This is a genomic window from Bradyrhizobium sp. 62 (assembly GCF_023073035.1).
Classification (GTDB): domain Bacteria; phylum Pseudomonadota; class Alphaproteobacteria; order Rhizobiales; family Xanthobacteraceae; genus Bradyrhizobium.
On sequence record NZ_JADPIT010000015.1, the window covers coordinates 1,691,106 to 1,702,145 of the forward strand.

11 protein-coding genes are annotated in these 11,040 nt (G+C 60.6%); 8 read left to right on the plus strand and 3 right to left on the minus strand.

The window, feature by feature from the left end; translation table 11 throughout:
• On the plus strand, positions 1-185 hold a 185-nt coding region (locus IVB47_RS18825), incomplete at its 5' end, for a hypothetical protein (protein WP_247463092.1).
• Here IVB47_RS18825 and xseA read toward each other — a convergent pair.
• Positions 182-1,804, minus strand: a complete 1,623-nt coding sequence (gene xseA, locus IVB47_RS18830; RefSeq protein ID WP_247463094.1) for an exodeoxyribonuclease VII large subunit — start codon at positions 1,802-1,804, stop codon at positions 182-184. The two genes, IVB47_RS18825 and xseA, sit on opposite strands and share 4 nt — an antisense overlap.
• A gap of 137 nt (positions 1,805-1,941) precedes the next feature.
• Here xseA and IVB47_RS18835 point away from each other — a divergent pair, with 137 nt between their 5' ends.
• Genes IVB47_RS18835 through IVB47_RS18845 form a run of 3 tightly spaced genes read left to right on the plus strand, consistent with a single transcriptional unit; the run spans position 1,942 to position 3,802 of the window.
• Positions 1,942-2,952 (plus strand): alpha/beta fold hydrolase, encoded by a 1,011-nt coding sequence (locus tag IVB47_RS18835; RefSeq protein WP_247463096.1) that lies wholly within the window; start codon positions 1,942-1,944, stop codon positions 2,950-2,952.
• Positions 2,949-3,503: a hypothetical protein gene (locus IVB47_RS18840; RefSeq protein WP_247463098.1), complete on the plus strand. Its 555-nt coding sequence runs from the start codon at positions 2,949-2,951 to the stop codon at positions 3,501-3,503. The genes IVB47_RS18835 and IVB47_RS18840 overlap by 4 nt, the downstream gene beginning before the upstream one ends.
• On the plus strand, positions 3,503-3,802 hold the full coding sequence (locus IVB47_RS18845) for a transcriptional regulator (RefSeq protein WP_247463101.1): 300 nt from the start codon (positions 3,503-3,505) through the stop codon (positions 3,800-3,802). The genes IVB47_RS18840 and IVB47_RS18845 overlap by 1 nt, the downstream gene beginning before the upstream one ends.
• Before the next feature lie 172 nt (positions 3,803-3,974).
• Here IVB47_RS18845 and IVB47_RS18850 read toward each other — a convergent pair whose 3' ends face one another.
• Positions 3,975-5,099: a hypothetical protein gene (locus IVB47_RS18850; protein ID WP_247463103.1), complete on the minus strand. Its 1,125-nt coding sequence runs from the start codon at positions 5,097-5,099 to the stop codon at positions 3,975-3,977.
• A 169-nt stretch (positions 5,100-5,268) separates the two neighbouring features.
• Positions 5,269-6,213: a hypothetical protein gene (locus IVB47_RS18855; protein ID WP_247463105.1), complete on the minus strand. Its 945-nt coding sequence runs from the start codon at positions 6,211-6,213 to the stop codon at positions 5,269-5,271.
• 352 nt (positions 6,214-6,565) lie between these two features.
• Here IVB47_RS18855 and IVB47_RS18860 point away from each other — a divergent pair, with 352 nt between their 5' ends.
• The 4 genes from IVB47_RS18860 (at position 6,566) to purD (ending at position 10,926) form a co-directional block, all read left to right on the plus strand.
• Complete coding sequence (locus tag IVB47_RS18860; protein WP_247463107.1) at positions 6,566-7,369, plus strand: hypothetical protein; 804 nt, start codon at positions 6,566-6,568, stop codon at positions 7,367-7,369.
• A gap of 7 nt (positions 7,370-7,376) precedes the next feature.
• Positions 7,377-7,928, plus strand: a complete 552-nt coding sequence (locus IVB47_RS18865) for a hypothetical protein (RefSeq protein WP_247463108.1) — start codon at positions 7,377-7,379, stop codon at positions 7,926-7,928.
• A 395-nt stretch (positions 7,929-8,323) separates the two neighbouring features.
• Positions 8,324-8,896 (plus strand): hypothetical protein, encoded by a 573-nt coding sequence (locus IVB47_RS18870; RefSeq protein ID WP_247463110.1) that lies wholly within the window; start codon positions 8,324-8,326, stop codon positions 8,894-8,896.
• Positions 8,897-9,642: 746 nt separating this feature from the next.
• The gene (gene purD, locus IVB47_RS18875; RefSeq protein ID WP_247463112.1) at positions 9,643-10,926 is read left to right on the plus strand and encodes a phosphoribosylamine--glycine ligase; all 1,284 of its coding nucleotides are present in this window, start codon (positions 9,643-9,645) and stop codon (positions 10,924-10,926) included.
• Positions 10,927-11,040: the final 114 nt, after the last annotated feature.

Sequence of the window (11,040 nt, forward strand, 5' to 3'; positions counted from 1 at the left end):
TTGGCGCTGCACGCGCATGCCACACACTCACTGTCATCGCCCGGCTTGACCGGGCGATCCAGTACACCGAGGCGGCTGTGATTCATGGAGAAGCCGCGGCGTACTGGATTCCCCGCCCCAGTGCGCAATTGCGCACTGGAGCGGGGAATGACACTGAGGGCGGCGCGACGCCCTCGCGCCTCTAAAACAAATTCCCCTGATCCACCGGCTTGCCCACGCGCTTCGGCGCGGGCTTGGAATCCTGCGTCGCCGCCTTCGCTTGCGAAGGCGCGCGCTTCGCTGCGGCCGCGGGCCGATCCGCATCCGCGGTCGCACCCACGCGGCCATCCGCAAACTCGATCTCGACCCTTGCACCAGGCCCGATCGCGTCGGCCGAATGCAGCGGATGGCCGGCCTCGTCGCGCACCAGCGCAAAGCCGCGCGCGAGCACGCCGCGATAGGACAATGCGGAGAGCAGCTTGCCGCTGTTCTCGACGCGGGCATCGAGCCGCTGCAACAGCGTCACCAGCGCGCGGCCCGCGCGCTCGGCCAGGCGATGCGTGCGCTCGCGCTGGCGGTGAATCGCGTTGCGCTGCGCCTGCGCATTGGAGAGCTTTGAGGCACGCAAGCGCACCTCCAGCCCGGCAAAGCGGTCGCGTCGCCGCCGCAGCAGCGAGCGCGTGGACAGTCCGAGCCGCTCGCCGCACACCGTGAGGCGATGATCGGCCTGCGCGATCTGGCCGTGCAGCACCCGCAGCGTCAGCTTGGCGCCTGCGGCGGTGAACCTGCGGAAATGCGCGTGGGTGTTGGCCTTGAGGCAGCGGGGCAGGGACGAGCCCGCCGAATCCAGCCGCTGCCGCGGGATCGCCAGCAGATCGCCGGCCGCCGGCAGCGCGCGCGCGGCGGCACGCAGTTCGCTGCGACGGCTCTCCTGGCCGCGTTGCCAGCAGGACCGGGTGCGGCGCCCGAGGTCGCCGACCTCGACGAAGAGATCGCTGCGCACCGGCACGGCCATCTCGGCCGCCGCCGTCGGCGTCGGCGCCCGCTTGTCGGCGACGAAATCGATCAGCGTGATGTCGGTCTCATGCCCCACCGCCGAGATCAGCGGGATCATGCTCTCGGCGGCTGCCCGCACCACGATCTCTTCGTTGAACGACCAGAGGTCCTCCAGCGAGCCGCCGCCGCGCGCGACGATCAGCACGTCGGGGCGCGGAATCTTGCCGCCCTCCGGCAGCGCATTGAAGCCGCGGATCGCGGCCGCGACCTGCTCGGCCGAGCCTTCGCCCTGCACCTTGACCGGCCACACCAGCACGTGGCGGGGAAAGCGGTCCTCCAGCCGATGCAGGATGTCGCGGATCACGGCTCCGGTCGGCGAGGTCACCACGCCGATCACCTCCGGCAGCCACGGCAGCAGCTGCTTGCGCGCCTCGTCGAACAGGCCTTCGGCGGCGAGCTTCCTCTTGCGCTCCTCCATCAGCGCCATCAGCGCGCCGATGCCGGCCGGCTCCAGCGCCTCGATCACGATCTGGTACTTCGAGGAGCCCGGATAGGTCGTGAGCTTGCCGGTGGCGATGACCTCGAGCCCCTCCTGGGGCTTGAAGCGCATGCGGCCGTGCACGCCCTTCCAGATCACCGCCTCGATCTTGGCGCTCTCGTCCTTGAGCGCGAAATAGCAATGGCCGGAGGAATGAGCCCCGCGGAAGCCGGAGATCTCGCCGCGGACCCGGACATGGCCATAGGTGTCCTCCACCGTCCGTTTCAGGGACTGCGAGAGCTCGGAAACGGTGAATTCGGGCGTGTTGAGCAGGGGTTCCGCTGAAGGCATCGGCAAACGATTCGGCATGTGGGGATCAGACCCGACGTTAAGGATTTTTGCAGCGCCGCGCCAATCCGGGGATTGACCAAAAGAGTACTCTGTTATACAGAGTTCTCTATAGTTGATCAGTTTGAGGGGAGTGGGTCATGGCAATTCGACTGCTGCGCGGCGTCTTGAGCGGACTGAAATGGGCCCTGTGTGCGGTCGGCGGTGTCGCGCTGATCCTGGCCGCGATGATCGCAACGCCGCTGGAGCGACCGCCGGAGATGCGATCGGTCTCCGATTCCGCCAAGGGCATCGACTGGTCCACGCTGCCGGCCCTGGAACGCTTTCAGGCCCGCGACGGCACCTGGATCGGTTTCCGCCACTACGCTGCCATTGGAGCCGTAACGGGCCGTGGCGCGATCTTCATCCACGGCTCCTCCGGCTCCAGCGGCACCGTCAACCATGCGCTGACCCATGCGATCGCCTCGCGCGGGGTGGAGACCTGGGCGCTCGACATCCGCGGCCATGGCGGCTCCGGCACGCGCGGCGACATCGGTTATGTCGGCCAGCTCGAGGACGACCTCGTCGACTTCGTCGCCGAGCTGCGCAAGACCGCGCCGGATCTGCCGCTCACCTTGATCGGCCATTCCGCCGGCGCCGGCTTCTCGCTGCGCGTCGCCGCGACACCGATCATGCAGGACATGTTCGTGCGCACGGTGCTGCTAGCGCCCTATCTCGGCTATGACGCGCCGACCAATAAGCCGCGTGCCGGCGGCTGGGCCAATTTCGACCTACCGCGCTTTCTTGGGCTCGCCACCCTGCGCAAGCTCGGCATCGACTGCTGCGCGCAGCTTTCCGTGCTCGCTCTCGCCGTGCCGGCGAGTTCGGCAAAGTATCTCGTCTCCACCTATTCGGACCGCCTGACGCGCAATTTCGCAACGCGCGGCTATCGTATCGATCTTCCGGCGGTAACGCATCCGATCACGATCTTCGGCGGCGCCGAGGACGAGATGATGATCTCGGATAAATATGCGGAGACCGTGCAGGCCATCAAGCCGTCGGTCGACGTCAAGATCATCGACGGCATCAACCATATGGGCATCGTCACCAACCCGAAGGCGATCTCGATCATCGCCGATGATGTGGCAACGCGCGGGGCGGGGCAGTCATGATCGACAGCAAGGAGGCGTCCGCGGCGCTGGCCGATATCGACGACATCGTCCAGCGCGTGAAGCAATCGCAGCTCTACGAACTGGCGAGCTATGCTGCCGTCTGGTGGGGCGTATTGGTGTTCGCGGGCAATCTCGCGACCTGGCTCTGGCCGGTCTATGCCGTCTACGCCTGGGTTGCCGTGGATGTTGTCGGCGTTGCCGGTATGGTTGTGCTCCGCCTGGTCAATCCGCCGCGCCACTCCCATGGTCGCGGCTTCGACATCAGACTGCTTCTGCTGTTCCTGCTGTTCTTCGCCTTCGGCTATCTCTGCACCAACGTGCTCGGTCATTTCGGTCCGCGCCAGCTCGGCACGTTCTGGCCGCTCTACTTCATGCTGTTCTATTCGCTGGCGGGTCTCTGGTTCGGCTATGCCTTCATCGCGATCGGTCTTGGCATCTCCGCGCTGACGCTGATCGGTTATTTCTCCATCGGCGAGGCGTTCCCGCTCTGGATGGCCTTCGTCAACGGCGGTGGCCTGATCCTCGGCGGCCTCTGGATGCGGCGGATCTGATGGCCGAGCTCGACGACATCATTCACCAGCCGTTGCGGCTGAAGATCATGGCGGCGCTGAACGCGCTGCCGGCCACCGCAGGATTGGAGTTTTCCCGGCTGAAAAAGCTCACCGGCGCCACCGACGGTAATCTCGGCGCGCATATCGAGACGCTGGCGAAGGCAGGGTATGTGTCGGTGGAGAAGGCGTTCGTGGGAAAGAAGCCGCAGACGACGGTGACGGCCACCGCAACAGGGCGCGGTGCGTTTGCGCGGCATGTGGCGACGTTGCAGGAGATTATTGCGGGGAAGCCGAGCTAGACTGAAAAAGCCACCCGCGTTCGGGGCAGTGATAGCGGTGCCGCGAAGCGGCAGCTCCAAACGCGAGTGCCTCCGGCGAGCGACACCGCATTGCGACATCCAAAGCGCGACTACTAGTACGCCTTGGGGCCGACCCACTGGCCAGACAAGACCGGTTCAAGTCGCGAAGCGGTCAGATCGGACAAATGGCTGATATCACCGCGAACCGCCCATCAATTTCGACGCGGTCGGAAAGATCCAAAGTTACGGGTGCCGAAGCATCGAACTTTGGAACGTCAGAGTAGTAGGCCTTCATAGCTTCGGTTTCATCGGTCGTCAGCGTTGGCTTCAATGCCGATGGATGGACGAGTGCTGTAACGGAAGTGATGCTGTGGAATAGCATGACGTTGGGGCTATGTGCATGAAGCTCGTTCACGCGCTTTAGGTACTTCTCAAACTCCGCGATAACACTTCGCACGTTCTTAAGATCATTCAACATAGCGATGATTATTGCGCGCCGCTGTTCAATCTGTGACACAAAATTGTCGCGTGCGGAGTGAAACGGCGTATCGGGCTCCTGCCTCTGGCGGGGCTCGTCGTGGCAAACTTCGTGCTCCTCACCGCAATGCCCGATCTTCGTATGGCAAACCCGTTCAGAATACTGAATGGTCCGCATCCGATCAGGCTGCTTGACGTAGATAAGTTTGCTGAAGTCGTCGAGGCTGTTGGAGAGATTGTGGCTGACGATGTACTGTGTCTGGTCGAGCATCGACTTCAAAGTGTCGAGCTCACTGGCGAGACGCTGTTTGAAGTCGGTCTCGAGAGCCCTCAGCAGATCGAGCTTGCCTTGAAGCAGCGCGATAATGAATGGCTTTGCTTCGTTGCGCGTCGCTGCCAAGGCTAGTTCGCATGCCAAGATCAGGCGGAAAAGGTAGCTAATCCGATTTTCGTGCAAAAAGAGATACGTAACAGTGCCGGAGAGCTCGCGCCACCCCGGCTCGGTAATGCGGTAGCTCTTTCCAAGTTTTAACTTCGTGATGTTGAGTTTGATTGATTGGATCGTTGCGTACCGTTCGTCGAGCAGCGCGACGTCGACGATCTCCTGCACGATAGCTCTGACGACCCTGGGCAACTCGTCCAGCTTGCGAAGAATTTCCTTGTTTTGTTGCAATACTACGTCGAGCTTCGCATCGATCTGCTCCAGGTAGTGAATAACGCGTGAAAGCGAGTCGATGATGGAGCGGTTACTTAGAGCGCTATCCACCGCGCTGAACGCGGATGCGGCAGCGCTAATTCCGGCGAAGATCAATCCCCACATGAATTCCTCCCGTTAACTCCGGCAGCAGATTTTGACTAGCAGCGGGCGGCCCCTACAACAGCTTTGACGGAAATATCAATTACGGTGGACAGTGGTATCAACTGCGTTGGCTTTGGAAATTAGTACACTGTCACCTTAATCATGATCGCGTAGAACACGTCGGCGCGCCCTACCTCAGAGACTCGGGAGAGAGGATCACAGGCGATTTCCGCTGCAGCATCTGGTTCAGCTCCTGATCCTGCAAAACGCGCTGTCTAGGCGTTAGCTGCGGCTGGAAGGGCTTTTCGCGCCGCACTTGCGGTATTGGAGCAACTGCCGGCGCGATGACTTGAGGCTCGGCAGGCACGCTGAATGGCCTCATATTGAACTCATCGCTCTTTTTCGGATCGGGATTTTTGGGTGGAAGCGGCGTGGGAGTGGGCGTTGGAGAAGGCGCCGGCTTAGGCCAGTTCGTGACCCGAACCCTGATTGGCTTGGCAGGCACGGGTGGGGGCGGAGGCGGCGTTAATGCAATTGTAAAGCGGTTGGTGAGGTCATGTGACCCTCCAAAGCCAGCATCCGCAGAGACAGGATTCGTGACGGGCTCAAGGGTGTAACCAAAGCGCGAGCTCGCGCTGGCGACAATCTCAAACTGCTTTGTAAAGCTCACGCCCACAAGATCGTCCTTGTCGATCGCCTTAATACTACCCATCAACCAATAGGCCAGGCCCATGCGCGTCTCGGACGGGTCCACACCTTTGCAATTATCTGGATAACGGCTCTTGGCCTTCTGGAAGGAGTTGGCGAACTTGATGTGGTTGATCCTCGTGTCGGTATCCGAAATTCCGACCTTTGGTGTGGCGGACAAAACGGCGAGCCCCGCTGGCGCACCTACCTTGACGCTCCCATCTGCGCCGATAGAGTGCACTAGCGTCAAATCGAGATCGGTCGCGGCGACCCAATTCATGATGTCCCGCGACTGGATGTCGGGGTCGTCGCTGGTCGCTACCGCAGCAAGTTCACACTCGATCGAGTCCACTATTTTGCGGATCTCAACCCTTCCATGCTCGGTCGAACTTGGAAAAGCCGTGCAACCGGCCAAGCCAATCAGGCTTAAGCATCCCGCCCACTTCATCACCCCACCCCCGTGAAGCTAGAAAACCAGCGTAACAGCCGTCGGTTGTAGGGTCAAGCTCGGTTCCTCTTCAGATTGAGCCCATGAAGGTTGTCAGCGCGCGGAGACGAGACATCAGTGTCAAACCGGCTCGCGGGGTCCTTTGAGATCCCGATCACGGTGACAGTGCGCTAAATGGTATCGGCGGCGCTGGCTTTCGAGAATAGTGCACTGTCACCGCAACTGTGGCCCGAGCATCCCACCCCCATTCCGTCCTACCCGGCATGACGGTGGGCATCCGGACATGGGAAGAGTTGTACATTCCTTGATCTCAACCTAGTTTAGATGGCCTTTCAATTGTTAATTTCCTGCCATGGCTGACAAGCGCCCCTTCCTGGAAGACGGCTCGCAGTTTGGCGTCTCGCGCACGCAATTTCGGCGTATGCGCAAGGCCGAAAAACGCGATCTGATGCAACAGTGGTTCTTCTCCGAATATGAGGATCCGGCTGAGAGCACGCCTTATGAGAGCGCCGAGGGCGGTTACCAGTATATCTGGGGCGGCCCGTATGAGGCTCGGGACGAGTTGTACGCCATGTTCGGCGACATTGTGCCGGAGAGTCTGATCGAGGAGGTCGCGCAGGAGATTGAGAAGGATGGTACCTTCGATTGGGCGCCAGTCCAGAAAGCCGAAGACTTCGAACCCATAGAAGATGACGAACCTCCTTCTCTCGATATTTATCTCGATGAACCAGGACCTAACTACGGCTCACCGGCCGAGCGAGAAGCGCGCAAGCAAGCCCTCGTTGCGATCGAGCGGCTCGAAAAGATTATGGAGAAGCGCCGGGCCAGAGGCATCGGGCACAACAATCCGCCGGAGGATATTGATGTCCCGGATTTCTCGGAAATTCAGCAAGCGACGCTGCAGCTTAAGACGGAGTTTCAAAAGCAGAATCCGCTCATCGCTTTCATCAAAAAGTGGGCGAAGCCGCTCCGGGATACATTAGTCGCTGCCGCGAAGTGGGCAGGCAGAAAGATCGACAAGGCAGTGGATGAGGCAATGAAGCCGCTTGGGATCGCCGCGGGGACGTTTGTAGCTACTCAGCTATTTCCACCGATCCGCCATGTATTCGATGCGGTCATCGCTTGGCTCGAACTTGCGGCGAAAGCGATTTTCTGAGGGCGCGATGTTCAGGTGGGTTGTCGGAATCACTTTAAGCGTCATCGTTGCTGCAATCATTGCTGGCGGCATGGTCTGGTATCTAGATCGGCCAGGATCGTACGACGAGTGTGTCGTCAGTGAAATGCGAGGGCAGTCACAGATCGCTATGTTCACGGTGCAGAAAGTCTGCGCCGTTCGCTTTCGCAAGGAAGAAGAGCTCCCGCTCTCCTATCTTCGCAATCAGATCGACATCCGCATGCTGCCTGACTTCGATAAGGACCCCGGCGTCGTTATGATGGGAAGCAAGAATTTCGACAACCCACCCATGATCTTCACCGTCACGAAAAACGACACCGACTACGAACTCACCCGTGCTCGCGTGAAGGTGTCACACAAAATGGAGATGGACTGTAGCGCGATCGAGGAAGGCGATTGGGTGGACGGGCCCGAGTTGATCTTCAGGGACAAGATCGCCAATGTGAATATGCCAGGTGTTCTTGACGAGAGATCAAAGTTACACCGCGCTCCGTTCTGCTACCGATACATGGGGCTTTGGGGAACGCAGCGCAAGCAGTGAAGCTCGGTTCTTCCCGCAATCGGCGCAGAAATTCAATGCATCTCTGAAGCTCCGGTTGGGCCACGTATCACGGGTCCAGACGAGCGGCAACCCGCCCTTGACGCGCGCCCTACCCGGCGCATGTGGCTGACCATTGCTAATGCCTAAGTCTCAAATTACGGTGACAGTGCACTAAACCATGTCAACTGATGCTTCGGATTTGCAATTTAGGCATTGTCATCGAAGTTCGAGCGCCGGTAGCAGCCAGAGATGGGCTGTGAATTATCCGGATAAGTACCTCGCCCATCGCGCTGCTACCCTGCATTGTGTCATTGTTCGTATCCTGATCGACGCCGGGTCAGTGCGGGTTCGTGCGATTGGCGAAGATCGTTCCCGGTTTATAGGTGGGTTTCAACATGGAGGACGTGCTTTTCCTCTATGATCAAGCAATGGAGCTTCTGGTGCGCTTGCACTCGTACCGCTGCACCAAGCGAAATGAAGTGGGCGGCGACGGCGACGTTCAAGATGATATGGACAGCATCGCGGACTTGCTTGCGAAGCGCGATTTACTGACCTTCTCCGCATCTCTGCGCAATTTTGCGGAAGCCGCGAAGACGGTGGATGCGATGCGGGCATCGCGCTTGCCAACATGCAAGTTGATAGTTCCCCCGCAAGCCCCCTATTTCGTGCAGCCCGGCGACACGATCTCTTTGTACCAAGCTCTAAGCCGGATCATTCACTCTCATAAACTTCGAATTCTGCGCTCTTCTTATGATTTCTGGCTTCTTGTTGCCCGGACCGATGAAGAAGTCTTTTCGACTGTAACTCAGCCTGTGATCCACTCCGAAACCCTCTTGCTGCTGCAAACCGAGCGAGAGCCGGCGACAGCGATTGAACTGCGAACCTTGGTTCGGAGCGCATGCACTTTCCTGAATTCCGCTTCGGAGGCACTTAAAATCACTCAGAGGGGTGACCGTATTGGCGTTTGAGCATCGCGTCGATTACGATGTGGGACCTGATTACGGTGCCAGTGCACTAAAACTGGTGCTTGGCTTTGCAACTTTGTGCACACTCGCCGTAATTCGTATCGCTAAGGCCTCGAATTATAGTGGCATTGCACTAAAAGGGCATAAACCGCGCAGGTTCTTGAAACTAGTGCGCTGCACCGCAATACCCCAGAGAGACTAGAGGCATTGAGGTAGCTCCGTTGCGATTGTCTCCGCCCGCGCTATCTCTACCGAGCGCGCGGAAGATTATTGTCGGGAGGGCTGCATCGTGAGTTTTTATGTCTCCCACATGACACCCCACAAGCGCGCTCGTATTCATAAGGGGTCGTGCGTTCATTGCCGTGAGGGGCGAGGCCAAGAGAATCAGGAAAAAACTGGCTCGGGGGCCACTGGCTGGTCTCCGCCGATAGCGACTCTTGCTGAAGCTGAGGCTTACATGGAACGCGAATTTCCTCGGTTCACGGACCGGGGGAAATGCTCGCATTGCAAACCGGGAATTGATTGAAGGAAGCGCGGACAAGCCTACCCGGGTGAGGGGCCTGCTTCAGCGAACATTTGTGCGTGTGGATGAATTCACTCCGCGCTTCGCGCCACCCTGCCACAAGGCAGAAGCGACAGCAGCCGCTCCACGCTCCCCGAATGACGGGAGTTCAGGCCCATCCCCCCTTGAGCCCCACCCCGATTCATGCGACCTCCGCCCCCAGCAAACCCCTCATTTCGAGCCTTCGATGCACATTCTCCTGCTCGGTTCCGGCGGCCGCGAACATGCCCTGGCGTGGAAGATCGCAGCCTCTCCCCTGGTGACCAAATTCTGGTGCGCGCCGGGCAATGCCGGGATCGCGCGCGAGGCGGAGTGCGTGGCGCTCGATGTCGCCGACCATGCCGCCGTGATCGACTTCTGCAAGGCGAATGCGGTCGAGCTCGTGGTGGTCGGCCCGGAAACGCCGCTGGCGGCCGGTATCGTCGATGACCTCACCGCCGCCGGCATCAAGGCGTTCGGGCCGAACAGGATCCCCGCCCAGCTCGAAAGCTCGAAGGGCTTTACCAAGGCGCTGTGCACCGAATTCGGCATTCCGACCGGCGCCTACAAGCGATTCACCAACGCCGCCGATGCGCGTGCCTACGTCCAGAGCCAGGGCGCGCCGATCGTGGTCAAGGCCGACGGTCTTGCCGCCGGCAAGGGCGTCGTCGTCGCCAAGACCGTGCGCGAGGCCGAGGACGCCATCGCCATGATGTTCGAGGGCGCCTTCGGCGAGGCTGGCGCTGAGGTCGTGATCGAGGAGTTTCTGCCGGGCCGCGAGATCAGCTTCTTCGCGCTGTGCGACGGCGAGACCGCCATTCCGCTGGCGTCCGCGCAGGACCACAAGCGCGTGTTCGACCATGACGTCGGCCCGAACACCGGCGGCATGGGCGCCTATTCGCCGACGCCGCTGGTGACGCCGGCGATCCACGACGCGATCATGGCCAAGATCATCCTGCCGACGGTATCAGGCATGAAGCAGCGCGGCACGCCGTTCCGCGGCATCCTCTACGCCGGGATCATGCTGACGACGCACGGCCCAAAACTGTTCGAGTTCAACGTGCGCTTCGGCGATCCCGAGTGCCAGGTGCTGATGCTGAGGATGATGTCGGACATCGTGCCGGCCTTCCTCGCCGCCTGCGACGGGCAGTTGAAGAACTTTGACCTCCGCTGGCATCCGGAGGCCGCGCTCACGGTGGTGATGGCGGCGAAGGGCTATCCCGGCGATTATCAGAAAGGCACGCGGATCGAGGGGCTCGATGACGCCTCAGAGGTCGAGACCGCCGAGATCTTCCACGCCGGCACGATCGAGAAGGACGGCGCCATCCTCGCCAATGGCGGCCGCGTGCTCAATGTCTGCGCGCTCGGCAAGACCGTGACGGAGGCGCAGGTGCGCGCCTATCAGGCCGTCGACCGCATCGTCTGGCCGGAAGGTTTTTGCCGCCGCGACATCGGCTGGCAGGCGGTGGATGCCGAGAAGTCCAAGAGCTGAGCGAGCGCTGACAGGCTTTTTTCGCACGCGCGCGCAATGAGCGGCCCCGCCCGACGGCACTCCGAAATTGTGTAGGCGGCTGTTGGACTTAGCTACTGTGCATGGGGTTGTTTT

Excerpts from the sequence above, each read along its gene's own strand:
- purD (WP_247463112.1), top strand. The coding sequence starts at position 9,643 with ATGCACATTCTCCTGCTCGGTTCCGGCGGCCGCGAACATGCCCTGGCG.
- IVB47_RS18870 (WP_247463110.1), top strand. The coding sequence starts at position 8,324 with ATGGAGGACGTGCTTTTCCTCTATGATCAAGCAATGGAGCTTCTGGTG.
- xseA (WP_247463094.1), bottom strand. The coding sequence starts at position 1,804 with ATGCCTTCAGCGGAACCCCTGCTCAACACGCCCGAATTCACCGTTTCC.
- IVB47_RS18835 (WP_247463096.1), top strand. The coding sequence starts at position 1,942 with ATGGCAATTCGACTGCTGCGCGGCGTCTTGAGCGGACTGAAATGGGCC.
- IVB47_RS18850 (WP_247463103.1), bottom strand. The coding sequence starts at position 5,099 with ATGTGGGGATTGATCTTCGCCGGAATTAGCGCTGCCGCATCCGCGTTC.
- IVB47_RS18860 (WP_247463107.1), top strand. The coding sequence starts at position 6,566 with ATGGCTGACAAGCGCCCCTTCCTGGAAGACGGCTCGCAGTTTGGCGTC.
- IVB47_RS18865 (WP_247463108.1), top strand. The coding sequence starts at position 7,377 with ATGTTCAGGTGGGTTGTCGGAATCACTTTAAGCGTCATCGTTGCTGCA.
- IVB47_RS18845 (WP_247463101.1), top strand. The coding sequence starts at position 3,503 with ATGGCCGAGCTCGACGACATCATTCACCAGCCGTTGCGGCTGAAGATC.
- IVB47_RS18840 (WP_247463098.1), top strand. The coding sequence starts at position 2,949 with ATGATCGACAGCAAGGAGGCGTCCGCGGCGCTGGCCGATATCGACGAC.
- IVB47_RS18855 (WP_247463105.1), bottom strand. The coding sequence starts at position 6,213 with ATGAAGTGGGCGGGATGCTTAAGCCTGATTGGCTTGGCCGGTTGCACG.